22 protein-coding genes are annotated in these 23,753 nt (G+C 74.4%); 12 read left to right on the forward strand and 10 right to left on the reverse strand.

The window, feature by feature from the left end; all coding sequences use genetic code 11:
- Positions 1-23 precede the first annotated feature (23 nt).
- Entirely contained in the window at positions 24-851 is an 828-nt protein-coding gene (locus tag OG982_RS01875) for a helix-turn-helix domain-containing protein (RefSeq protein ID WP_266790347.1), read from the forward strand.
- Positions 852-858: 7 nt separating this feature from the next.
- Here the strand turns inward: OG982_RS01875 and OG982_RS01880 are convergent, their stop codons facing one another.
- Together OG982_RS01880 and OG982_RS01885 are read right to left on the reverse strand one after the other, a co-directional pair.
- Positions 859-2,667: a glycoside hydrolase family 15 protein gene (locus OG982_RS01880; RefSeq protein WP_266790345.1), complete on the reverse strand. Its 1,809-nt coding sequence runs from the start codon at positions 2,665-2,667 to the stop codon at positions 859-861.
- Positions 2,668-2,760: 93 nt separating this feature from the next.
- Entirely contained in the window at positions 2,761-3,321 is a 561-nt protein-coding gene (locus OG982_RS01885) for a DoxX family membrane protein (protein ID WP_266790343.1), read from the reverse strand.
- A 115-nt stretch (positions 3,322-3,436) separates the two neighbouring features.
- Between OG982_RS01885 and OG982_RS01890 the strand changes: the two genes are divergently transcribed.
- Both OG982_RS01890 and OG982_RS01895 read left to right on the forward strand, forming a co-directional pair.
- A complete protein-coding gene (locus OG982_RS01890) occupies positions 3,437-3,901 on the forward strand; it encodes a MarR family winged helix-turn-helix transcriptional regulator (protein ID WP_266790342.1) in 465 nt (154 codons plus the stop codon).
- A 28-nt stretch (positions 3,902-3,929) separates the two neighbouring features.
- Positions 3,930-4,223, forward strand: a complete 294-nt coding sequence (locus tag OG982_RS01895) for a YkvA family protein (protein WP_266790340.1) — start codon at positions 3,930-3,932, stop codon at positions 4,221-4,223.
- A 136-nt stretch (positions 4,224-4,359) separates the two neighbouring features.
- Here the strand turns inward: OG982_RS01895 and OG982_RS01900 are convergent, their stop codons facing one another.
- Both OG982_RS01900 and OG982_RS01905 read right to left on the reverse strand, forming a co-directional pair.
- The gene (locus OG982_RS01900) at positions 4,360-5,034 is read right to left on the reverse strand and encodes a DUF4360 domain-containing protein (RefSeq protein ID WP_266790338.1); all 675 of its coding nucleotides are present in this window, start codon (positions 5,032-5,034) and stop codon (positions 4,360-4,362) included.
- 47 nt (positions 5,035-5,081) lie between these two features.
- On the reverse strand, positions 5,082-5,726 hold the full coding sequence (locus tag OG982_RS01905) for a DUF4360 domain-containing protein (protein ID WP_266790336.1): 645 nt from the start codon (positions 5,724-5,726) through the stop codon (positions 5,082-5,084).
- Positions 5,727-6,391: 665 nt separating this feature from the next.
- Here OG982_RS01905 and dhaL point away from each other — a divergent pair.
- A complete protein-coding gene (gene dhaL / locus OG982_RS01910) occupies positions 6,392-6,988 on the forward strand; it encodes a dihydroxyacetone kinase subunit DhaL (RefSeq protein WP_266790334.1) in 597 nt (198 codons plus the stop codon).
- Positions 6,985-7,386, forward strand: coding sequence for a PTS fructose transporter subunit IIA (locus OG982_RS01915; RefSeq protein WP_266790332.1), 402 nt, complete (start codon positions 6,985-6,987; stop codon positions 7,384-7,386). The genes dhaL and OG982_RS01915 overlap by 4 nt, the downstream gene beginning before the upstream one ends.
- A gap of 351 nt (positions 7,387-7,737) precedes the next feature.
- Here OG982_RS01915 and OG982_RS01920 read toward each other — a convergent pair whose 3' ends face one another.
- Entirely contained in the window at positions 7,738-8,133 is a 396-nt protein-coding gene (locus OG982_RS01920) for an RNA-binding S4 domain-containing protein (RefSeq protein WP_266790331.1), read from the reverse strand.
- Between the two features lie 134 nt (positions 8,134-8,267).
- Here OG982_RS01920 and OG982_RS01925 point away from each other — a divergent pair, with 134 nt between their 5' ends.
- The 3 genes from OG982_RS01925 (at position 8,268) to OG982_RS01935 (ending at position 11,732) form a co-directional block, all read left to right on the forward strand.
- Positions 8,268-8,663: a molybdopterin-binding protein gene (locus OG982_RS01925; protein ID WP_266947767.1), complete on the forward strand. Its 396-nt coding sequence runs from the start codon at positions 8,268-8,270 to the stop codon at positions 8,661-8,663.
- 160 nt (positions 8,664-8,823) lie between these two features.
- Positions 8,824-9,636, forward strand: a complete 813-nt coding sequence (gene modA, locus OG982_RS01930; protein ID WP_266947768.1) for a molybdate ABC transporter substrate-binding protein — start codon at positions 8,824-8,826, stop codon at positions 9,634-9,636.
- Between the two features lie 143 nt (positions 9,637-9,779).
- Positions 9,780-11,732, forward strand: coding sequence for an ABC transporter permease (locus OG982_RS01935; RefSeq protein WP_266790325.1), 1,953 nt, complete (start codon positions 9,780-9,782; stop codon positions 11,730-11,732).
- Between the two features lie 16 nt (positions 11,733-11,748).
- Here OG982_RS01935 and OG982_RS01940 read toward each other — a convergent pair whose 3' ends face one another.
- Complete coding sequence (locus OG982_RS01940) at positions 11,749-14,430, reverse strand: phosphodiester glycosidase family protein (protein ID WP_266947769.1); 2,682 nt, start codon at positions 14,428-14,430, stop codon at positions 11,749-11,751.
- A gap of 195 nt (positions 14,431-14,625) precedes the next feature.
- Between OG982_RS01940 and OG982_RS01945 the strand changes: the two genes are divergently transcribed.
- On the forward strand, positions 14,626-15,483 hold the full coding sequence (locus OG982_RS01945) for a DUF4328 domain-containing protein (protein WP_266947771.1): 858 nt from the start codon (positions 14,626-14,628) through the stop codon (positions 15,481-15,483).
- Between the two features lie 75 nt (positions 15,484-15,558).
- A complete protein-coding gene (locus tag OG982_RS01950; protein WP_266947772.1) occupies positions 15,559-15,723 on the forward strand; it encodes a hypothetical protein in 165 nt (54 codons plus the stop codon).
- A gap of 42 nt (positions 15,724-15,765) precedes the next feature.
- On the opposite strand, the gene OG982_RS01955 is transcribed toward OG982_RS01950, so the two are convergent.
- Together OG982_RS01955 and OG982_RS01960 are read right to left on the reverse strand one after the other, a co-directional pair.
- Positions 15,766-17,916 (reverse strand): SpoIIE family protein phosphatase, encoded by a 2,151-nt coding sequence (locus tag OG982_RS01955; RefSeq protein WP_266947773.1) that lies wholly within the window; start codon positions 17,914-17,916, stop codon positions 15,766-15,768.
- 70 nt (positions 17,917-17,986) lie between these two features.
- A complete protein-coding gene (locus tag OG982_RS01960; RefSeq protein ID WP_266947774.1) occupies positions 17,987-19,588 on the reverse strand; it encodes a DUF6777 domain-containing protein in 1,602 nt (533 codons plus the stop codon).
- Between the two features lie 397 nt (positions 19,589-19,985).
- Between OG982_RS01960 and OG982_RS01965 the strand changes: the two genes are divergently transcribed.
- Positions 19,986-21,257 carry a streptophobe family protein gene (locus OG982_RS01965; RefSeq protein ID WP_266790314.1) on the forward strand — a complete coding sequence of 424 codons (1,272 nt, stop codon included), beginning with the start codon at positions 19,986-19,988 and terminating at the stop codon, positions 21,255-21,257.
- 42 nt (positions 21,258-21,299) lie between these two features.
- Here OG982_RS01965 and OG982_RS01970 read toward each other — a convergent pair whose 3' ends face one another.
- Together OG982_RS01970 and OG982_RS01975 are read right to left on the reverse strand one after the other, a co-directional pair.
- Positions 21,300-22,181, reverse strand: a complete 882-nt coding sequence (locus tag OG982_RS01970; RefSeq protein WP_266790312.1) for a haloalkane dehalogenase — start codon at positions 22,179-22,181, stop codon at positions 21,300-21,302.
- A 71-nt stretch (positions 22,182-22,252) separates the two neighbouring features.
- Entirely contained in the window at positions 22,253-23,068 is an 816-nt protein-coding gene (locus OG982_RS01975) for an SDR family oxidoreductase (protein ID WP_266947775.1), read from the reverse strand.
- Between the two features lie 102 nt (positions 23,069-23,170).
- On the opposite strand from OG982_RS01975, the gene OG982_RS01980 reads away from it, so the two are divergent.
- Complete coding sequence (locus OG982_RS01980) at positions 23,171-23,749, forward strand: TetR/AcrR family transcriptional regulator (protein ID WP_266790309.1); 579 nt, start codon at positions 23,171-23,173, stop codon at positions 23,747-23,749.
- Positions 23,750-23,753 lie beyond the last annotated feature (4 nt).

The following is a 23,753-nucleotide window of genomic DNA, read 5'->3' on the forward strand; positions in this document are numbered from 1 at the left end:
CCCGGCACGGCTAGAAAGGGGCCATGGCCACCACCACTGCCGCAGCGGGCGTCCAGCCCTCCCCGTTCTCCCGCGAGGTCCGCCGCCGGCGGGCGCTGCGCCGGATGAGCCAGCTCGAACTGGCCACGCTCGCGGGGACCACGCAGCGCCACCTCAGCTTCGTCGAGAGCGGCCGCTCGGTGCCGGGCCGGGCGATGGTGGTGCGGCTCGCCGAGGCCCTCGGCCTGACGCTGCGCGAGCGCAACGCGCTGCTGCTGACGGCCGGTTACGCGCCCGCGTACGCGGAGTCGCCGCGCGACGCCGCCACGATCGAACCGGCGATGACGGCGCTGCGGTCCATCCTGACCGGGCACCTGCCGTACCCGGCGGTGATCGCCGGTCCGCGCGGCGAACTCGTCCTGGCCAACGCCGCGTTCGACGTGCTCGCGGAAGGCGCGGCCGCGCGCCTGCTGGAGCCGCCCGTGAACGTGCTGCGGCTCGCGCTGCACCCGGAGGGGATGGCGCCGCGCGTGGTCAACCTGGCGGCGTGGGGGCGGCACATCACCGAGAGCCTGCGCGCCCGGGCCGCGGCCCATCCGGACCCCGCGCTCGACGCGCTGGCCGCGGAGCTCGCGGGGTACCTGCCCGCGGCGGCGCCGCCCGGCCCGGACCACCTGGGCTTCGCCGTGCCGCTGCGGCTGCGCACGGCCGGGGGCGAGCTGCGGCTGCTGACGACGCTGACCTCCTTCGCCACGGCCGTGGACGTCACCCTGGCCGAACTCCACCTGGAGGCCTTCCTCCCGGCCGACCCGGAGACCGGCGAGTTGCTGCGCCGCCGCGCGGCCGTACGGGCAGCCGCCCCGGGCGTCTGACCGGAGGTCAGCCGGCGGCGGGGTGGCCGCGCCCCTCCCGGCCGAGGGTGAGCGCCGTGTTCACCAGGCCGACGTGGCTGAACGCCTGCGGGAAGTTGCCGAGTTGGCGCCCGGCGATGGGGTCGTACTCCTCGGCGAGCAGCCCCACGTCGTTGCGTACCGCCAGCAGCCGCTCGAAGAGTTCCCGCGCGTCCTTCTCCCGGCCGGTCAGGTGCAGCGCGTCGGCCAGCCAGAACGAGCAGGCCAGGAAGGCCCCTTCGTCACCGGGCAGGCCGTCCACGGAGGGGCCCTCGGTGGTGTAGCGGCGGACCAGGCCGCTGCGGCCGAGTTCCAGGCGGACGGCGTCGACGGTGCCGATGACCCGCGGATCGTCGGGCGGCAGGAAGCCGACCCTGGGGATGAGCAGGGTGGCCGCGTCCAGCTCGCGCGAGCCGTAGTACTGGGTGAAGGTGTTGCGCTCGGGGTCGAAGCCGTTCTCGCACACGTCGAGGTGGACCTGGTCCCGCATGACCCGCCAGCGCTCGACGTCGCCCGGCAACGTGGGATCGGCCTCCAGGGTCCGCACCGCCCGGTCGGCCGCGACCCAGGCCATCACCTTGGAGTGGACGAAGTGCCGGCGCGGGCCGCGCACCTCCCACAGCCCCTCGTCGGGCCGGTGCCAGTTGTCGCCCAGGAAGTCGAGGAGCGCGAGCTGGATCTGCCAGGCGTGCTTCTCCACCGGGATCCCGGCGGTCCTGGCCAGGTAGAGCGAGTCGAGGACCTCCCCGTACACGTCGAGCTGGAGCTGGTCCACGGCCGCGTTGCCGACCCGGACCGGCGCGGAGGAGGCGTACCCGCGCAGCCACGGCAGGTCGCTCTCGGGGATCCGCCGCTCGCCGCCGATCCCGTACATGATCTGCAGGTCGGCGGGGTCGCCGGCGATGGCGCGCAGCAGCCACCTGCGCCAGGCGCGGGCCTCGTCGTGGAAGCCGGTCGCGAGGAGCGAGCCGAGGGTGAGGGTGGAGTCGCGCAGCCAGCAGTAGCGGTAGTCCCAGTTGCGGACGCCGCCGAGCTCCTCGGGCAGGGAGGTGGTCGCGGCGGCGGCGATCCCGCCGGTGGGGGCGTAGGTGAGGGCCTTGAGGGTGATCAGGGAGCGGGTCACGGCCTCCCGGTAGGGGCCCTCGTAGGTGCACTGGTCGCTCCACTCGCGCCAGTCGGCGAGTGTCTGCTCCAGCGCCTCGTACGGGTCGCAGAGCTCGGGGCGCGGTTCGTGCGAGGGGTGCCAGGTGAGGCCGAAGGCGACCCGCTGCCCGGCGGTGACGGTGAACTCGGAGCGGGTGCTGTTGGCCTCGCCCCAGGTGCGCACGGACGGCTCGCTGCGGAACCAGGCGGAGTCCGGGCCGGCGACGGCGACCCGGTCGCTGCCGCTGCGGCGGACCCAGGGGACGACGTGCCCGTAGTCGAAGCGCAGGCGCAGCACGCTGAGTACGGTGGCCTCGCCGGAGAGGCCCTCGACGATCCGCATCACCTCGGGCGCGGTCTCGCGCTGCGGCATGAAGTCGATGACCTTGAACGCTGCGCCGTCCGGGGTCTCCCAGTACGACTCCAGGACCAGCGAGCCGTCCACGTAGGCCCGGCGGTTGCACCGCTCCCCCTCGGAGGCTCCGGCCGGGGCGATGCGCCAGTGGCCGTTCTCCTTGTCGCCGAGGAGCGCGGCGAAGCAGGCCGGCGAGTCGAAGCGCGGCAGGCACAGCCAGTCGATGGACCCGTCGCGGCCGACGAGCCCGCTGGTCATGAGGTCACCGATGAGTGCGTAGTCTTCGATGGGTTGGGTCATTTGTGCGCTGTTCCCCCGAATGCCCGGGCCCAATCAGCGTGGGACCCGGGCACCATTCGTGCGGGGGATGGCGCGGGCTCGCGCTCCGCTCCGCTAGCTGCGGACCAGGAGCATGACGCAGCCGAGGACGATGCCGAGGGCCAGGGCCACGGCGCCGTGGGCCAGGCGGTGGCCGCGCAGCACGGGCAGCAGGCGGTCGACGGCGTACCGGCCGGGGCCGGTGAGGGTGAGGGCCGCGGCGCCCGCGGTGAGCAGCAGCTCGTACTCGATGCCCTTGGGGGCGAAGAACTCCCCGGTGCCGTGGACGGCGATGGCGTTGATCATCGTGCCGACGACGGCGGCACCGGCCAGCGGGGTGAGCAGCCCGAGGGCGAGGCCGAGGCCGCCCAGGGTCTCGGTGAGGCCGGCGACGGCGGCCATGGCCTCGGGGGCGGGGTAGCCGCTGGCCTTGAAGAAGCCGCCGGTGCCGCTGATGCCGCCGCCGCCGAACCAGCCGAAGAGCTTCTGGCAGCCGTGGGCGGCCATGGTCAGGCCGAGGACGAGGCGGAGGAGGAGCAGGCCGACGTCGTGGCCGGGGGTGGAGAGGGTGGTCAGGGCGGATACGGCCGGTGCGTTGGCCTGCGACTTCGTCGAGGTGACGGAGGGGCTGGTCATGGTGGGGGCCTTCCGGACGGGGTGGGAGTTGTTCAAATTCGAACCGTAGGGGGACGACCATAGCGAGTCGTTCGCCGGTGATTCAAATTGGAACAACCCATGTACTCTGGGCTCCATGGCTGACACGAGATGGCTGGACGAGCGCGAGATGCGCGCCTGGAGCGGATTCCTGGCCGCGTCCGCACTGGTGAACCGCCGCCTCGATCAGCAGCTCAAGGATGACTCAGGACTCTCGCACCCGCAGTACGAGATCCTCGTCCGGCTGGCCGCCGCCCCCGACAACGAGCTGCGGATGACCGAGCTGGCCAACGGGCTGATCAACTCCAAGAGCGGGCTGACCTACCAGGTCACCCAGCTGGAGAAGGCCGGCCTGGTCCGCCGCCGCAGCTGCCCCTCCGACGTGCGCGGGGTCTTCGCCGTGCTCACCGAGGCCGGCCGCGCCCGCCTGGAGGAGGCCGCACCCGGGCACGTGGCGACGGTGCGGGAGATCCTGGTGGACGTGCTCACGCCGGAGCAGCTGGACGCGATGGCGGAGGGCCTGGGCGAGGTCGGCCGCCGACTGCGGGAACAGGGCGCCTGAGCGGGCCCCGACGGGGTATAGGGACGTTATGGACGGAAAGGCCTGGTTCACCGTCGCCGTGATCGTCGCCCTCGGGCTGGCGGTCGCGGCGGCCGTGCTGCTCGTACGGGTCCTCAAAGCGCGCCGGCTGCTGCTGGACGCGGGGATCCCGCTGCGCGACAAGGCCCTTTTCTGGGTGGCGGTGATCTACACGGTCTCGCCGGCGGACCTGATCCCGGACCCGGTGTACCTCGACGACGTCGGAATGCTGCTGCTGGCCCTGCGCTCGCTCCAGGCGGCCGCGTCGGCGGCCCGCCCGGCGAAGGAGCGGGGCGAGCTGTGACGGGCGGGGCGCAGGCGGCGTGACGGGCGGGCCCTGAAGGAACCGGGCCGGGGCGCTTGCGCCGATCGGGTGGCGCCCCGGGTGGACGCGGCCGCGACGTGCCGGGCGGTGCGCGCGCCCGGCACGTCGGCCTGTCCTACGTGCGCGGCGGGCACACCTGCCACGCGAGGTGGTAGAGGGTGCTGACGCTGGCGTCCGTGGAGTCCATGGCCATGAAGCTGGTGGCGGTCTGCGGGTTGGAGGTGCCGGCGTTCACCCGCAGTTCGGTATTGATGTTGAAGTTTCGCTTTTCCCCGCACGGCGCCCACACCAGGTCGGCGTATTCCGTCTTGTCGGAGGTCTGCCAGTTGTCGTTGAGCGGCCCGTTGAACGTGTGCGTCCGCTGGGAAGTCTGCGGCATTCCCTGGAAGTAGTAGTTCGCCCTTTCCTGACCCCAGGCACCGGGCTGCAGGAATGCGAATCCCCGGTAATCCGCCTGGACGATCGCGTAGGTGAATCCCGAGGGAACGTGCACGCGGAGATTGAGCTGGCAGTTCTTGCGGAAGGCCGTGGGCGGGGCGCCGGGGCCGACCTGCGCGAGGTACTCGCTGTACGTGACGGTGAAGGCGGTGTTGTCCGGTGCGACGGCCACCTCGGCGGTGCCCTCGCGGCAGCCGGAGCCGTTCACCGTGGCGAGCTCGATGACGATCTTGTCCGGCGGGACGGTGATGGGCGGCTTGTTGCCGGCGGCTCCGGCCGGCGCCGTCACCGTGGCGACGAGGGCGGCGGCCGCGGCGGCGGCGAGCAGGGTGCGGGACAGGGAATTGGACATGGTTGTCGCTCCTGACCGTGTGTCGGGTTCGGTGCGCTCGCGCCGCGTCAGGCCGCGGGGCATTCCTTCCACGCGAAGTGGTAGACCGTGCTGACGCTGCCGTCCGTCGAGTCCATGCTCATGAAGCTCAGGGCCTGCGGGTTCGAGCTCCCGGCGTAGACCCGCAGCTCGGTGTTGACGTTGAGGTTGCGCTCCTCGCCACAGGGCGCCCAGACCAGGTCGGCGTAGTCCGTCTGGTCGCTCGCCTGCCAGTTGTCGGTGTACGGGCCGTTGAACTGGTGGGTGGTACGGGCCGTCTGCCCCATGCCCTGGAAGTAGTAGTTGGCGCGCTCCTGCCCGAAGGCCCCGCGCTGGAGGTGCGCGAAGCCGCGGTAGTCGGCGCGGGCGATGGCGTAGGTGAACCCCTGGGGCACGTGGATCCTCAGGGCGAGCTGGCAGTTCTTGCGGAACTCCGTGCCACCGGAGCCGGCCCCCGCCTGGGCGAGGTAGTCGCTGTACGTGACGGTGAACGAGGTGTTGTCGGAGGCCGCGGCGACGCTCGCGGTCCCCTGGGGGCACCCCGATCCGTTCACCCCGACCACGTCGACGGTGATTCTTCCGGGCGGGTTGTCGGCCGTATCGGCCTGAGCGGGCACGGCGACGGCGGAAAGCACCGCGACCGCCGCGCCGATGGTGATCCTGCGCAGCTTCATCGCTGTTTCTCCATTCATCGGAACCGGCTGTTGAATTGCCGTGCACATGCCACCACGGGGAAGTCGGACCGGGAAGGGCCCGAAATGGACAACGCCGTTCCGGCCGTGCGCGTTGGCCGAATTCCGCGACCCGGCGAAAACCGCCGGACCCGGCCGTTAGCACCCCGGGCCTCGGCGGCGAACCGCCGGCCGGCACCCGCCGGCCCCGCCGGCCGTCCGCCGGGCCGCCGCGGCGAAGGCGCGATCGCACCGCCCCGCCCGGCGGCCGAGGCCGGTGGCCGGCCGCGAAGCGGATGGGCGCTGAAACCGCTCAACCACGTGGCGCGCGGCCCCCGATGACGCCCGGGTTCGAGACCCAGGGCCTGGTGCTCGGCGCCCTCACGGTGCCCGCGTTCGCCATCAAAGTGGCGGTCGGGCCGAGCGGATCACCGGGTCGGGCTCCATGAACACGGGAGAGAACGGGCGCGGGGCGAGGGCCGGAACCCCGACGGCGCCTGGCGCGTCGGATCCTGCCACCGGGCGCGGTAGTCGCCCGTCGCCGTCGCTCGGGGAGATCGCCACGGCCGCGACACCGCGGCCGTGACGATCTCGCGGCTCCTGGACGCGCCTGACCGTAGGGTGGTGGTGGGTGGGACTGGCCAGGCGATCTGAGGCGAGGAGATCCGGTGCGTGACGCAGACTTCTTCCGGCGCTGGATGACGACCACGGCGGCCGCCGTGGAGCGTGAGGCGGACCGGCTGACCGAACTCGACTCCCCCATCGGGGACGCCGACCACGGGAGCAACCTGCTGCGCGGGTTCACCGCGGTACGGGCGGCCCTGGAGGCGGAACCCCCGGCCACGCCGGGCGCGGCGCTCCAACTCGCCGGGCGGACCCTTATCTCGACGGTCGGCGGGGCGTCGGGACCGCTGTACGGGACGCTGCTGCGGCGGACCGGCAAGGAGCTCGGCGAGGCCGCCGAGGTCTCCGACGACGAGGTGCGCAAGGCCCTGTACGCCGGCGTGGGCGCGGTGGCTCAGCTCGGCGGCGCGGCGCCGGGCGACAAGACGATGCTGGACGCGCTGGTGCCGGGGGTGGCGGCGATGAGCACGTCGTACCGGGCGGCGGCGGAGGCCGCGGAGAACGGCGCGCAGGCGACGGTGCCGATGCAGGCCCGCAAGGGGCGGGCCAGCTACCTGGGCGAGCGGAGCATCGGCCACCAGGACCCGGGGGCGACGTCGTCGGCGCTGCTGCTGAGCGCGCTCGCGGAGGTGGCCGGATGACGGCGCTGGTCGGGATCGTGCTGGTGTCGCACAGCGCGGCGGTGGCGGAATCGGTGGCCGCGCTGGCGACCGGGCTGGCGGCGGGCGGCGCGGTCGCCCCGGTCGCCGCGGCGGGCGGCAGCGCCGACGGCGGCCTGGGCACGGACGCGGACCGCATCGCGGCGGCGGCGCGGGAGGTGGACCGGGGAGCCGGGGTCGCGCTGCTCGTGGACCTGGGGAGCGCGGTCCTGACGGTGAAGGCGCTGCTGGCGGAGGGCGACCTGCCGGACGGTGCGCGACTGGTGGACGCGCCGTTCGTCGAGGGCGCGGTGGCAGCCGTCGTCGCGGCCTCCACGGGTGCCCCGCTGGACGCGGTCCTCGCGGCCGGCTCCGAGGCGTACGCCTACCGCAAGCTGTAACCCGCCGGGGTCAGCCCCGAAGCCGCCGCCGCCGTCCCGGGGCGCCGCCCCACCCGGCACTGGGGGCCACCGAGGCCCCGGGGCACTGCGCGGCCCCGTCCGCTATCCACCGCACCCCGGCAGGGCGGGCACGGCTTGGACTCTCCCCGCCCCGCCTTCCACCTCCCCCGCACTCCCCGTCCGGGGGACCACCACCCGGCGCTGCCCGGCAGTGGGGCTTTGGACGGCGCAGGAGTTCCGTCCCGGCTGCCTCGGCCCGGCGGTGGCGGGGCGCCCGGGTACGTCCGGTACGCGGGCGCCCGCACGGCGCCGGACGCCGCCGGCCTGACCGGCGCCACTTCGACGACAGGGCTAGCGGGCGCGGAGGGAGTCGATTTCCCGGCGTTCGCGCTTCGTCGGGCGGCCCGCGCCGCGGTCGCGCGTGCCGACCACGGCCGCCTCGATCGGAGTCGGCGGCGGCGGGCTCTTGTCGATCAGGCATTGCGCCGCGACCGGCGGGCCGACCCGCTTCGACACCGGCCGCTTCACGACCACGATCCGCTCGCGCCCCGCGTGGTACAGCCGGACCTCGTCCCCGGCCTTCACCGACTGCGCCGGCTTCGCGCGCTCCCCGTTGACCCTCACATGGCCCGCCCGGCAGGCGGTCGCCGCGATCGCGCGCGTCTTCGTCAGACGGACCGACCAGATCCAGGCGTCCACCCGCGCCGAGCCGGGTTCTGATCCTGTTCCTGTTGATTCCTCAGCCATGCCTCGACTTTAGCGAGGCACACCCCCGAAAACGGAACGACTTTTGGCAGATTCGACAATACGCATCGCATCTGCCAAGTGGATTATCCCAATCGAATTGCAAATGCGCCACGTGTGCCCCTACCTTGTCGCACATGCAGTCCTACACCATCGGACAGGCGGCGCGCCTGCTGGGCGTCAGCCCGGACACCGCCCGCCGCTGGGCCGACGCCGGCCGGGTCGCGACCCATCGCGACGACACCGGCCGGCGCTTGATCAACGGCCGCGATCTGGCGGCTTTCTCCGTCGAGGTGGGCCAGGGCGCCCACACCGAGGACGGAGAGCCGTACACCTCGGCACGCAACGCCTTCCCCGGCATCGTCACCGCCGTCAAGCTCGGTGACGTCGCCGCCCAGGTCGAGATCCAGGCCGGTCCGCACCGGCTGGTCTCCCTGCTCACCCGTGAGGCCGTCGAGGAGCTCGGGCTGGAGGTCGGCATGCGGGCCACCGCCCGCGTGAAGTCCACCAGCGTGCACATCGACCGCACCTGACATCCGCCCTCCACCCGCTGATGTCCGCGGTCCCGACCCACCGCATTCCGCTCAGCAGCACCCCGCGTCCCCACCCGCTCCGCCCGTCACCGGCGCGGGTCACCACCGCGCGAACCGGCATCCGGCCGGCCGCCGACCCCCGACCGAGGAGCACCAGCTCATGTCCCCGATCACGACCGGCCGCCGCGCCGCCGTCGCCGCCCTGTCCGCCGCCCTGCTCGTCCCCGTCCTCGCCGCCTGCGGCAGCGACGACAAGAAGGCCGACGCCGCCGCCCCGAGCGCGAGCGCCGCCTCCGGCGAGACCAAGGCCGCGAACCTCACCGTCCTCGCCGCCTCCTCCCTCACCGACGTCTTCAAGACGGCGGGCGCCGCGTACGAGAAGGCGCACCCGGGCACGAAGGTCACCTTCTCCTTCGCCGGTTCGCAGGAGCTCGCCGCGCAGGTCAAGCAGGGTGCCCCGGCCGACGCGCTGGTCACCGCCGACACCAAGACGATGGACGGCCTCAAGGCCGAGACGAACGACCCGGCGATCATCGCCAAGAACCGTCTGGTCATCGCGACCGGCAAGGGCAACCCCTTCAAGGTGGACGACCTGAAGGACCTGGCCGACACCAAGCTCAAGGTCGTGCTCGCCGCGCCCGAGGTCCCGGTCGGCCGCTACAGCAAGCAGATCCTCGACGCCCAGAAGATCGAGGTGAAGCCGGTCTCCCAGGAGCCCAACGTGCGCGCCGTGCTGAGCAAGGTCGAGCTGGGTGAGGCCGACGCAGGTCTCGTCTACAAGACCGACTCCGCCAAGTCCGGCGACAAGGTCGTCACGGTCGACATCCCGGACAACCAGAACGCCGTGGCCTCCTACCCGGCCGCCACCCTCAAGCAGTCCAAGAACGCCGAGGCCGCGGCCGCGTTCGTGGCGTGGCTGAGCACCCCCGAGGCGCAGAAGATCCTCGCCGACGCCGGGTTCCAGAAGCCGTAACCCCTGCGGCACGGCCGTCGTAGGAGAGCCGAGAGGGGCTGCCCGGTCCGGGGGGACGGGCAGTCCCTCTCGGCATGTCCCGCCTCCCCCGCCGCCGTACTCTTCCCCCGCCAGGAACGCACGCACCCAGCCAGGAAATCCACATGAGCAGATTCCGTACCCGTACCAGGCCCCCCGTGACCCTGGCGCTCCCCGCGCTGCTCGCCGTCGCGTTCCTGCTGCTGCCGCTGGTCGGCATTCTGACCCGTACTCAGTGGGGCGAACTCGGCGAGCACCTCAGCAGTCCCGGTGTGGTCGAGGCCCTCCGGCTCTCGCTGATCGTCTCCTTCTGGGCGCTCGGTCTCTCCCTGGTCCTCGGTGTGCCGCTCGCCTGGCTGCTGGCCCGCGTCGAGTTCAAGGGCAAGGCGCTGGTCCGCTCGCTCGTCCTGCTCCCGATGGTGCTGCCGCCGACGGTCGGCGGTGTGGCGCTGCTGCTGGGCTTCGGACGGCGCGGGCTGCTCGGGCCGTGGCTGGAGGACACGTTCGGGATCACGCTGCCCTTTCACACGTCAGGTGCCGTCGTGGCGGCGACCTTTGTGGCGATGCCCTTCCTCGTCATCAGCCTGGAGGGCGCGCTCGGCGGCCTCAAGCAGAGCTACGAGGAGACCGCGGCCTCGCTCGGCGCCTCGCCGGTCCGGGTGTTCTTCACGGTGACGCTGCCCATGGTGGCCCCCGGTCTGATCGCGGGGGCGGCGCTCACCTGGGCCCGCGCCCTCGGCGAGTTCGGCGCGACCATCACCTTCGCCGGGAACCTTCCCGGCACCACCCAGACCCTCCCGCTCGCGGTGTACCTGCTGCTCCAGGACCAGCCGGAGGCCGCGACCTCCGTGTCGCTGCTGCTGCTCGCGATCGCGATGGGCGTACTGATCGCCCTGCGCGGCCGCTGGACCGCGACTCCCGTCGCGCGCAAGGCCGCCGAGGCCCCGCCGGTCGCCGAGGAGCCGGCGCCGGGCGCGGCGTCTCCCGCCGCCGAGCCCGCCGCCGAGTCCGCGGACGAGCCGCGGGCCGCCCGCGACGGCGGCCGCTGGCCCTTGCACGCCACCGTCACCGGCTTCAACCGGCTCGACCTCGAAGCCGAACCCGGCACCACCATCGCCGTCGTCGGCGAGAACGGCGCCGGCAAGACCACCCTGCTCCGCGCCCTGCTCGGGCTGACCCACCGCGCGCACGCCGAACTCCGGCTCGGCGACACCGACGTCACCTCCCTGCCCCCGCACAAGCGGCAGGTGGCCTGGGTCCCCCAGGACGGCGCCCTGTTCCCGCACCTGAGCGCGCTCGCCAACACCGCGTACGGGCTGCGCGCCCGCCGGATCCCGCGCGCCGAGGCCCGCCGCGAGGCGCAGACCTGGCTGGACCGGCTCGGCGTCGGGCACCTCGCCCGGCGCAAGCCCGCCCAGCTGTCCGGCGGGCAGGCCCAGCGGGTGGCGCTGGCCCGCGCGCTCGCCGCCCGCCCCCGGCTGCTGCTCCTGGACGAGCCGCTCGCCGCGCTCGACCAGACCACCCGGGCCCGCGTCCGGCACACCCTGCGCACGCACCTGGCGGGCTTCGGCGGGGTCTGCCTGATCGTCACGCACGATCCCGTGGAGGCCGTGTCACTGGCCGACCGGGTCCTCGTGCTCGCTGACGGGAAGACCCTCCAGGACGCGCCGCCCGCCGAGGTGACCCGGCACCCGCGCTCCCCCTGGGTGGCCCGGATGCTCGGCCGCAACGCCTGGCCCGGCACCGCCTCGGAGGGCGGGCTCGCGCTCGCCGCCGGCGGGCGCCTGGTGCTCGCCGAGCCGCTGCCCGACGGGGTGCGGGCCCTCGCGATCATCGCCCCCGAGGCCGTGTCCGTGCACCGGGAGCGCCCGGCGGGCAGCCCGCGCAACGTCTGGCCGGGAACGGTACGGGAGATCACCGCCGTCGGCAGTCGGCTGCGGGTGCTGATCGGCTCGCCGGAGGCGCCCGACCTGGTCGCGGAGATCACCCCGGACGCCGCCGCCGAACTGGGACTGGCCGACGGGACGCACGTGTGGACCAGCGTGAAGGCCACCGAGGTCACCCTCGTACGGCTCTAGCCCGGCCCGGCGCCGGTCAGTAGCGCCGTACGGAGAGCCAGTCGCCGGTGGCGAAGGCGTCGACCCCGAAGAGGGTCCGGCCGGCGCGCGGGGCCGAGACCTCCAGCACGCCCTCCGCGCGGCCGGCCGCGAAGCGGGGGGCGCCGAGCGTGATGACGGCGGCCCGCTTTCCGGTGGTACGCCGGAACTCCCCGAGGTACCGCGTCAGCAGGGCTTCCTCCTTGCCGTCCACGGCCCGCGGCGCGTACCGCCGTACGACGGCCAGCGCGCCGGTGTCCGGTTCCCGGGCGGCGGCCGCCAGGGCCGCGCGCAGCGTCCGCATCCGGTCGAGGCCGCCGCCGTCCAGGGTGGCCCGGCGGGTGTCGAGCGTCAGGAACCGCACGCCCCGGTGGGTGAACGCCGGGCGCTCCGTGGCCGTGTCGAGCACGAAGTCGGTGTCCGGGGTCCAGGCGGGAACCGCCCCGGCCGGGCGGACCGCGAACCTCCAGGGACGGGCCCGGACCTCGGCGGCGCCGGCCGCGATGGGGTCCGGTCGCCTCCGCTGGGCCGGGGCCCGGCCGGTGGGCGGAGTGTCGGCGGTGAGGGTGTCCAGCACCAGCCTCCCGGGCGCACCGGTCGCTGAGAGTCCGGTCAGGGTGAACGGCCGCTCCGCCCCGGCCGGCAGCGGGAGCGTGATCCGCCGCCAGCCGGTCCAGTCGACGGCGGGCCCGCGCAGGACGACCGCGGCCCCGATGTCATCGGCCAGCCGTACGCCGGGCCGGACCCCCGACCCGTCGCCGTCCACCCAGAGCGAGACCGACCGGGCCAACTCCGGCAGGACGACGGGCCGCGCCGCGGCGGCGACCGCTTCGGCGGCGCCGGCGGAGGTGGTGAGGGCGAGGCCGCGGCCCGGGTGGCCCGGGGCCGGGCCCGCCGCGGGGCCGGCCCACCGGGCGGCGTCGTCCAGGCCGGTCAGCGCCAGCGCCCGCAGGCCGGCCCCGAGGGCCAGTTCGGCGCTGGCGCCGGTGCTGTTGACGGTGGCGCGCAGCCGGCCGGTGGCGCGCGCGACCCGGGCGGTGACGGTGAAGCCGCCCCGGCCGTCGGCCGTGACCCGCCAGCGCGAGCGGTCGAAGCGCAGGGTGACGTCGCGGGGTTCGACGGCGGCGGCCGCGCCCTGCGCGTCGTATCCGACGAGGCCGAACCCGGCGCTCTCGCCCCGCCCGGCGAGGCCGATCCGGGCCTTCGTCGGGCGGAGCCGGACCGGCGGGCCGAGCACGTCGAGGGGGAGCACGCCGCGTACCGCCCCGCGCCGGGCGTACGCCCTAGCACCGCCGGGGCGCAGGGCGTGGAAGACCCCGGCTGAGTCGACTGTCCCGCCGCCCCCGGCCGACCAGGCGGGCGCACCCGGGGCCGGGCCGAGCGCGGTGTCGTGGCCGGAGGCGGTGAGGGTGCGGGTGAGCCCGCGCAGCACCCGGGCGAAGTCCGGGCCGGCGCCGCCCAGGGGCTCGACCCGGTACCCGGCGAGCTGCCCGGATCCGGCCGGGGCGGTGAGGGCCAGGCCGTTCGGGACCCTTCTCGGCGTCCCGTCCGACGGGGTGTTCTCCGGTGCCAGGTCCGTCGTCCCGCTGAGCCCGGCGAGCAGGGTCGTGGAGCCGCCGCCGTCCAGGTTGAGGGCCTCGTACATGCCGAGCCGGTGCATCAGCCGGCCGAGGCCGGTGAGGGTGAGGCCGCCGCTGTCGCGCCGGCGGCCGTCGACGGTGACGAGCCGGATCTGCCGTCCGTCGCGGGAGACGCCGACGGCGGTACGGGGCGCGGCGGTGTCGTTCGGCGCGCCGTCGTGGCTCCGCGGGACCCCGGCCACGACGAGGGCCTCGCGCCCTCCGACGGCCGCCCACGGTACCGGTCCGCCCCCGGTGACCGGACGGGCGGAGACGGCCACGGCGTTCCCGGGCCGCAGCGCGGCGAGTTCGGCGGCCGCGGTGGCGCCGGACGCGACCAGCACGGTGGCGCCGGGTGCGGGACGCTCGCGGTGCGCCGGTCCCCGTACCGGCGCGGCGGCCGCCGGGACGACGGCGGCGACACGGCCGTCCCGCAGTTCGACGGCCGGGCCCGTCCCGGGGAGCCCGGCGCCCGGCCAGTCCGAGGTGTACGCGGCGAAACCGGCGGTGGGCGGGCGCGCCGCGTTGTACCCGGCCAGCGGCCGGACCGCGCCGCCGGGCAGCGTGACGCTCCCGGCGAGGCCGAGGCGCAGCACCCGGCCGCTGCCGTCGGGGCCGAAGCCGACGGCCGGGACGAGGCGGGCAGCACCGCCGGGGCCGGGCGTCGCGGAGTGCAGCAGCCGGCCCTCGCGGATACCGGGGCCGAGGGGGGTCCCGGCGCCCAGGGCGTCGAAGAAGTCCCCGTTCACGGCGCCGACCACGCGCCGCCCGGGCCCGGCCGGATGACGGGCGGCGGCCTCGGCGACGGTCTCGGGGCCGTGACCGCCCAGGTATTCGGCGCGTACGCCGCCGGTACGGCCGGAGTCGGCGACGAGCTCGTCGACCCGGAGCCAGCGGTCCGCCTCCAGCCGGTCGTACGACTCCAGGCGGACTCCGGGTGCGATCCGCCGGGTGGTACGGGCGGTCTCGATACCGGGGTCGTCGGCGGCCTGGGCCGCGGGGGACGAAAGGGCCAGGGCCCCGGCGAGCAGGACGGGCAGCAGCGGACGCGGAGTCGGCACCCTGGCAGGATCCCCCGGCCGCTCCGCGCCCGGGCCCGCGAACCGGTCCGTGACCTGGTGGTTCAGCCGTTCGCCGCCGTCACGGAAGGCGCACATCTGTTTGGACGCCGGGTGACGGGCTGGCATATGTTCTGCGGGGCCCGCGCGTCAGCGGGTTCCACTCGCATGTCACATGTTCCCGTGGGGGGTACCGTCATGTCCTTCAGCGCGCCCGGCTCACCGCCGCCGCCCGCCGTGCCGCCGATACCGGGACACGCGCCGCAGATGATGCCTCCGGTACCGGCGCAGCCGTACGCGGGGCAGACGTACCCCGGCCCGCAGGGCCCGTATCCATACCCGTACCCGTACCCGGGTCAGCCGGTGCACCCCTACCCGGCGCCGGCCGCCGTCGACACCCTGCGCTCGCCGCACGGGCTGGCGACGGCCCTGACCGTCCTGCTCTCGGTCGCCGCCCTGTCCAACCTGTACGCGACGGGTGTCTGCCTCTACCTCTGGTCGCTGATGGACGGCCTGGTCACGGACCCGTTCAAGGTCACGGACAGGTCCCTCGTCAGGGCCGACGACCTGATGACCGTCGCCACCGTCGTCCAGATCCTGATCACGCTCGCCACGACCGTCGTCTTCATCGTGTGGTTCCACCGGGTCCGCCGCAACGGCGAGATCTTCCGGCCCGACGCGTTCACCCTGTCCCGGGGCTGGGCCATCGGCAGCTGGTTCATCCCCCTGGCCAATCTCGTGATGCCCTTCGTGATCGCGCGCCAGACCTGGGCGGCCAGCACCCAGCTCGCTCCGGACGGCTCGTTCCGCAAGGTCTCCACCGCGCCCCTGACGGCATGGTGGCTGGTGTTCGCCGCCTCGCAGATCGTGGATCGCGTCGCCGCCTCGCTCTTCCGCCTCGCGGACACGCCGGAACAGCTGCGCGGCAGCGCCGCGGTGGGCGTCGCCGACGGCCTGCTCACGCTCGTGGCCGCCGTCCTCGCCGTCCTCTTCGTCCGCAAGCTGACGGCCCTGCAGAACACGAAGGCGACGCAGGGCCCGTACGCGGCCGTGTGACACCTCCGATCAGTCCCCCGCTCCTCGATCGCACCCACGCGTAAGGAAACGCTGGGAGTCGGCTACACCGGCCTCGTGATGGACGCGCGCGCCGTCGAGCTCGCGGAGTTCCGTACCGCGGTGGCCGTCGAAGGCGCCGGCCACCTCCTGCTCCTCGTCGCGGGCGGTCTCGCGATCCTGTTCGTGCACAGGCCGACGGCCATGCAGACGGCCAAGCAGGGCGTCACGGCGGGCCGCTGAGACGGGTCGCTGAGACGAACCAATGAGACTGGCCCCGCCCGCTCAGCCGGGCGGGGGCGCGGCCTGCGGCGCGGGGACCGCGAACTCGCACCAGACGGATTTGCCGCCGCCCCGGGGGTCCACGCCCCAGTCGGCCGCGAGCCGGTCCACCAGCAGCAGCCCGCGCCCCGAGACAGCCCAGTCCCCCGCCTCGCGGCGGTGCGGCAGCGCGCTGCTCCCGTCCTCGACCTCGACCCGGATCCGGCCCTCCGCGGTCAGCCGCATGCTGAGCTGGGCCCCGCCGTCCGTGTGCACGAGGGCGTTGGTCATCAGCTCGTCCGCCGCCAGTACGATCTCGTCCGCCTGGTCCCTGGCGCCCCACGCGGCCACCGCCGCACGGATCAGGTGGCGGCCCATCGCGGGCCCGTCCGGGTCCCCGGGGCTGAGCCGCACGCGCAGCGGGCCGCCGCCGCGCGGGGCGGGGGTGCCGCGGCGGCGCAGCAGGAGCAGGGCCATGTCGTCGCCGCCGCCGGCGTCCCCGACCAGGTCGCAGAGCAGGTCGGCGAGTTCCTCGACGTCGACCGGTCCGGTCCGGACCGCCTCCATGAGTTCGCGCATGCCCGACTCGGGGTCGCCGCCGGGGCGGTCGATGAGGCCGTCCGTGCAGAGCACCAGGGTGTCGCCGGGGTGCAGTTCGAGGCTCGTGACGGGGTATCCGGAACCGGCGCCCGCACCGGACCCGAACCCGGAAACAGAGCCGGAGCCTGAACCGGAGCCGGAACCGGAGCCGGAACCGCCGGCCGTCTCGTCGCGCGGCGGCAGCCCGAGCGGCAGCCCGCCGGCCACTTGGACGCGGTGGCAGCTGCCGTCGCCCCGGCGGACCACCGGGTCGAGATGGCCGGCCCGGACGATGTGCAGCATCCCGGTCCCGAGGTCGATCTCCGCGTAGGTGCAGGTGGCGAACCGTTCCGTCTCCAGCTCGCGCAGGAAACCGGCCGCCCGCGACATGGCCGTCCCCGGGGTGTGGCCCTCCGCGACGTACGCGCGCAGGGCGATGCGCAGCTGGCCCATCACGGCGGCCGCGTCCGTGTCGTGGCCCTCCACGTCGCCGATCATCACCCCGACGCGGCTCTCGCCGAGCGGGATCACGTCGTACCAGTCCCCGCCGATGTCCCGCCCCATCCGGGCGGCCCTGTACCGCACGGCGATCAACGCGCCCGGGATGTCCGGGATCCGGCGGGGCAGCATGGCCCGCTGGAGGCCCTCGGCGAGATCGTGCTCCTGCTCGTAGAGCATGGCCCGCTGGAGGCTCTGCGCGATGCCGCTGCCGAGTGCCACCAGCAGGTTGCGCTCCTCGGCGGTGAAGTCGGCCTCCCGCGCGTAGAGCAGGCCGAGCGCGCCGATGGGGCGCCCCTGGGCGATCAGGGGCAGGTAGACGCCGCTGCGTACGGACAGCGGCTCGATGTACGGCCACAGCCGTGGGTAGCGCAGCCGGAACTCCCCGCGCGAGGCCAGGTACACCGGCTGCAGGGTCCGGACGGCCTCGCTCATCGGGAAGTCCGAGTCGATCCGGGTGTACTCGATCTCCGGGACGTACGAACCGAGCTGCCCCTCCGCGACCAGGTGGATCCGGCCGCCGTCGACGATGCCGAGCATGACGCTGACCGCGCCGAGGTGGCCGAGGGACTCGGGGTCCTTGAGGATGTCGGTCACGTCGTTGACCGTGCGGGCGTGGGCCAGGATCGCGGCGGTCCGCTCGACGACCCCGGTCATCCGGCGCCGCCCCTCGGCCTCCTCGCCGCCGGCGCCGGGCTCGCCCGGGTCGTGGGCGGCGTCGCGGACGATCCCGATGATCCGGTACGGGCGCCCGTCCGGGCCGCGCAGGATGTGGCCCTGGATGTGCGTCCAGGTGGGGGAACCGTCACGGCGGCGGCTGCGGAAGTACGCGCCGTAGTGGCTGCGCCCGTCCTTGAGCGCCTGGGCGACGCGCGCGTCGAGCCGGGCCTCCTCGCCGGGGGCGATCCGGGGCCCGAGCCCGGCGGCGGTGCCGCTGAACTCGTCCGGGCGCAGGTCGAGGACCTCGAGAGCGGTGTCGTCCAGATGCATCTGCCCGCTGTCGAGGTCCCAGTCGAAGGTGCCCAGGCGATTGAGCGCGAGGCTCGTGTCGGGCCGCGCGGGCCAGTCGACCTCGGGGGTCTCTCCCCTGTCGGACATGCAGCAAGCGTCTCATCGATACCCCACCCCCGGCATGTCCGGGACCGGCCTCGCCGTGCCGTGGCCCGGGCTATTCGGTGGTGCCGTCCTCCTGGGCGGGGGGAGGCTCCTCGGCCGGGGCCTCTTCCTCCGGGACGGGGTTCTGCTCCTGCTCCTGCTCCTGGGGCTCGACCTGCTCGGCCGGACTCTCCTCCTGCGCCGGGGGCTGGTCCTGCTCGGCCGGGGTCTCCCGGGCGGGCTCCTCGTTCGTGGCTTCGATGCTCGGCGGCGGCTCCGAGACCGGCTCCGAGACCGGCTCCGAAGCGGGCTCCGAAGCGGGGCCCGAGCCCGGCGCGGATTCCGGCGGCGGGCCGGTCACCGTCTCCTCGGGCGGTGCCGAGGACTGGACGGACGGCGGGGGCTCCGAAGCCGGCTCCGAGTTCCGCTCAGGCGTCGGCGCCTCCGTGGGCGTCTCTGCGGGCGTCTCTGCGGGCGTCTCGGTAAGCGTCTCCGCGGGCGTCTCCGCAGGCGTCTCCGTATCCGCGGGCGTCTCCGTAAGCGTCTGCGCGGGCGTCTCCGTGGGCGCCTCCGTGGGGGGCACTCGCTCGGACGGCGTCTCCCCGGACGGCGTATCCCCGGTGCGCGGCTCCTCCGACGGCGTCGACGGCGGCTCGCCCGTCTTCGTCCCCTTCGTCGGCGGGCCGGTCGGCGGCCCGGTCGGCGGTCCCGTCCGCGTCTGCGTCGGGGTCCGCGTGGACGTGCCCTCACCCGGCTTCCGCGTCGGGGACCCGTCCGGCTTCCGCGTCGGGGACCCGTCCGGCTTCCACGTCGGGGACTCGGTCGGGTTCCACGTGCCGGTCGGCGTCCAGGGCCTCCACGACGGCGTCGGGACGACGGGCGGCGGCACCGGCTTGTCGTGCTTGTCCTTGTGGTGGCGGCCGGGGTCGCGCTCGTACCAGTGCTTCTCGTGGTGGTCGTAGATCACGAACTTCTTCACGACCGTTACCGCCGGCGCGATGACGACGACCTTCGCCGGCTCGTACGAGGTCCACGGCTCGCCGTGCCGCTCCGGGTTCGCCCTCAGCGCCACCGGCAGGCCCAGCGGGTTCCCGCACGCGCAGCGCACCCGCGGCACTCCGCGGTCGTCCACGAGGACGGGGGTGCCGGCCTGGAGGACGGCCTGGTACGGGTGGACCTTGCCGTCGCGGTAGCCGTGGTTCGTGACCCGGGTGTCCAGACCCAGCTGGACCGGGGTGAGGGAGCGCAGGTAGCCCGGTACGGCCGCCGGCCGGATCCCGGCGGACGCGGCGAACGCGCTGTTCGTGGCGGGCTGTGCGGACAGCACCTTGATCTGCTTCTCCACGTCGCAGCTGGCCACGTCCTTGGTGCCGCCGTACACCCCCGGCGCGGCCCCGCTGACGCTCCACGTGGCCGTCCTGCCGGGGGTGGTGGACGCGGTCGTGCCGGGCCCGGTCTCGCGCGGGCCCGGCGACGTACGCGGGGCGGTCGGCGGCGACGTGCCCTGCGGCGGCGGTACGGCGTCCTTCGCCGCCGTGGACGCGGTGAACGGGTCGGGGCCGGTCGTGGAGGCGGGCTGGAGGAACACCTCGCCGCTCGCGGTGTCGTCGCCCTGGCCTCCCGGCCTGATCAGGACGACGACGAGCGTCACCACGGCGGCGAGCGCGACGAGCACGGTGGCGAGCCGGGGCGCGGACCGCCACCACGGCTGCCCGCCCGGCTCCCGCGGCGTTCCGGACGGACCCGAAGGGCCTGACGGCCCTCCGGGAGGCGCGGGCGGCGGTGGCGGTGGGGCTCCCTGGCCGCCCGAGAGCGGACCGGAAGGAGGACCCGTGGGGGGTGTGGTGTCGCGTTCGGACCGCGGCCGGGACGACTGCGACGGCTGCCGTGGCGGCTCTTGGCCGGAGGGTTGCATGGTCACGGGCTCTTCTTCCCGGGCGGAGGAGATCCGGTCCCGACGGGGACGCTCTGCGGGCAGTGGGCGGAAATATCGTGATTTCTTGCACTCCTGCGGACCATTGTGTGCGCCGTTCAGGTGGTGGCCGCAAGCCGGGGGTGCCTACGGTGGCGGGGTGAGCACGGCACGGTCCGGGCAGCGCCCGGAGTCTTCCGGGGGCTCCGCGAGGGCTTGGCGGGACGCCCTCGTCGCGGTCGTCGCGGGCTTCGCCGTGATGGGCGTGCTCGCCGCGGCGGGGCTCGCGTACGCGGGCGCGGCCGGGCTCCCCGAAGGCGCGTTCCCCCGGGTGGTGGCGGCCGTCGTGGTGATGGCGGCGGGCGGCTCGATGGAAGTGTCCGGCGAGGCCGGGTTCCTGGCCGGGGCCGACGCGAGCCTGTCCGTACTACCGCTGTCGGTCAGCCTCGGCGGCGCGCTCACGGCCGGGTCCCTCTTCCTGCGGCCGCTGCACAACCGGGCGGTGGCCGGGCCGCGCGAACTGCTGGCCCGGGCAGGTCCATTGGTGCTGTTGTGGATGGTCGCACTGACCGGCGTCGCGCTCCTGGCCCGCCAGACGTTCGGGATCTCCACTGGCGACTCCCCTCTCGGGCAGATCGGCGAACTCCTGGACTCCGGCCCGACGGTCGGGTTCGAGGCCGTCCTGCCCGCCACCCTGTTCTACGGCTTGCTGTGGATCCTCGGCCTGTTGGTGATCTCCCTACTGGTCTCCCGCCGCGCGCCGCTGCCCGCGAGGCTGGTCCGCTTCCACGCGGCGGTCCGGCCGGTCGCACACGCCACCGTCGTCCTGCTCCTCGCGTACGTGGTTCTCGGCGTCGTGGTCGGCCTGGTGGTGGCCGCCACCCAGGGCCATACGGCGCGCACCCTGGCGGTGGTCCTGCTCGGCCTGCCGAACCTGGCCTGGATGGCGCTGACGCTGGGCTTCGGCGGGGCGTGGCAGGGCCGGGTCGACGGCCCCTTCGGGCTGCCGATGCCGCACCTGCTGGACGAGGTGCTGCGCGGCCCGGAGCTGTCCACGGTGGACGTGGGCTCCCTCGCGGAGCAGGACGCCCGGGCGTGGTGGCTGGTGGTGGTCGCGGCCGTCCTGCTGCTCGGCACGGGCTTCTTGGCGGCCGCCCGCTCCCCCGCCGGCGTCCGCCCGTGGCAGCATGCCGTCCACCTGGGCGCGTCCCTGGCCCTCGCCACCTTGACGATCTGTCTCCTGGGCCGCGTACAGGCCCAGTTCGGCCTGTCCGTCCTGGGCATCGGCGAGGTGGACGCCCTGAACGGCACGGTGACCTTGGACCCGGTGCTGTGGCGGACGGTGGGCCTGGCGCTGCTCTGGGGCGCCCTGGCCGGCTACCTCGGCGCCCTCCTGGCCCGCCCCGTCCACCGCCGCGGGCGCGTGGGGTAGCGACTGAATGCCGACAGGTGCGTCAGGTCCGGGAACCGGTGGTCAGTGGAGACGGTGGCGGGCCGTCCAGGAGGTGAGGGACGCGGCGATCAGCGCCGGCTGGTCCTCCGGGGTGTGGTGGCCGGCGGGTACGGCGTGGTGTTCTACCTCCAGGGCGGCGATGTTCCGCGCGCACCAGGCGACCAGTTCCGGGCCCATCATCACGCCGGGTCCGGGCGCGAAGGTCAGCAGCAGCTTCGGCACGTCGGCGCTCGCCTCCAGCCAGGCGCCGTACGCCTCGACCCGCGCCACCACCTCGGCCGGTTCGCCGCCCAGCGGCATCGAACGGGCCCACCGCAGAAGCGGTCTGCGGCTCTCCCGGGTGGGGTACGGGGCCCGGTAGGCGGCCAGGTCGGCCGGGTCCAACGGGGTGGCGACGGTGCCGGGGAGCGCCTCCTCGACGAAGGCGTTCTCGTCGAGGATCATCGCCTCGCCCACCCCGTGCGTCTTGACGGCCCGGAACAACTCGCGCCCGCCCTCCGGGAATTCCTCCCACTGCATCGGCTTGACGATGGTCTCGGTGAAGGCGATGCCCCGCACCCGCCCCGGGTGGCGCGCGGCCCAGTCGAAGGCGAGCGCGCCGCCCCAGTCGTGGCCGATCAGGATCACCTCGTCGAGGCCGAGCGCATCGAACCAGCCGTCCAGATGGCGGGCCTGGTCGGCGAAGGTGTAGTCGATGTCCGGCTTGCCCGACCGGCCCATGCCGATCAGGTCCGGGGCGAGCCGGCGCCCCCCGCCCCCGACGGCCGGGAGGATGTCACGCCAGAGGTGCGAGGAAGTGGGGTTGCCGTGCAGGAACACCATCGGCGTACCGGCATCGGTACCGGCATCGGCGCCGAGTTCGAGGTGGTGCATCGTCGTGTCGAGGACGGGCAGTACGGGCACGTGAACGCCTTCCGGTCGGGTTCGGTCAGGTCCGGGCAGGTCGGGTCCGGGCAGGTCAGCTCTGGCCAGGGTCAGCGGAACGCGGCGGCGGCGCCGGCCGCCCAGTCGGCGAAGGTGCGGGGCGCCCGGCCCAGGACGCGTTCGACGTCCGGGCTGGTCCGCCGCTCGGCGGGCAGCGGCTCGCCGAGGATGCCGAGGGTGCCCTCCGCCACGGGTTCGGGCATGAACCGCAGCATCCGCTCCCGGGCCTGGGCCCGCGTCAGCTCCATGAACCGCACCGGGGCCCCGATCGCCGCGCCGATCGCCTCCGCCTGCTCCCTCGGGGTCACCGGCGCCGGCCCGGTGAGTTCGTACGTACGGCCCGTGTGGCCGCTCTCGCGCAGCACCGCCGCCGCCACGGCCGCGACGTCCGCCGGGTCGACGACCGGCAGCCCGACATCGCCGAACGGCGCCGCCGCGGTGCGCTGCGCACGGACCGAGTCGGCCCACGCGTAGGCGTTGGAATCCAGGCCTCCGGACCGCAGGATCGTCCAGTCGAGGCCGGACGCGCGGACGGCCTCCTCGAACGTTGCCGGGTGCCGGTAGACCTCCGGGCGCGTCCCCGCGCCCTGCGACGAGAGGAGGACGACGCGCCGGACCCCGCCCGCCGCCGCGAGGCGCAGGACGGCCCGCGGGTCCTCGCCCGCCACCAGCAGGAACAGCGTGTCCGCGCCCGCCAGGGCGGGGCGCAGGCCCTCCGGCTCGGCGAGGTCGGCCCGTACGTGCCGTACCCCCTCGGGCAGTTCACCCGGCCGCCGGGAGACGGCTGTCACCCGCTCCCCCGCGGCGACCAGCAGCCGTACGAGTTCCCGGCCTACGTTCCCGGTCGCACCCGTTACCACCATCATGCGCATTTCCCCCACTCACTCGGCCAGCCAGTCAGTTAGTTGACTGACTTAGTCACGTCACGAACATAGCCCGTCACCACGCCCACGTCTATAGTCAGTCAGGTGACTCACCCAAAAACTTCCGGGAAGGCCGCGGGCAAGCGCGAGCGGCTCGCGAACGCCGCGGCCCAGGTGCTGCACGAACAGGGCATCGCCGCCACCACGCTCGCCGACATCGCCCGCGCGGCCGACGTCCCGGTGGGCAACGTGTACTACTACTTCAAGACCAAGGACCAGCTGGTCGAGGCGGCGATAGGCGCGCACGAGCAGAACCTCCGGCAGCTGATCACCGCGCTCGACGCGCTTCCCGCCCCCCAGGACCGGCTGAAGGCCCTGCTGGGCGGCTGGGTCGACCAGCGCGAGGTGATGGCCCGGTACGGCTGCCCGACCGGCAGCCTGGCCTCCGAGCTCGACAAGCGTGCCGACGGCCTCGACGAGACCATCGCGAAGGTGATGCGGGTGCTCCTCGACTGGTCCGAGCAGCAGTTCCGGGCCATGGGCCGCGCGGACGCGCGGGAACTCGCGGTCGCGCTGATGGCCGCCTATCAGGGGATCGCCCTGCTCACCAACACCTTCCGCGACCCGGAGCTGATGGTCCGCGAGGGCCGCCGCCTGGAGCGCTGGATCGATTCCCTGGTCTGAGGCC

This window comes from Streptomyces sp. NBC_01551 (genome assembly GCF_026339935.1).
Taxonomy (GTDB): Bacteria; Actinomycetota; Actinomycetes; order Streptomycetales; family Streptomycetaceae; genus Streptomyces.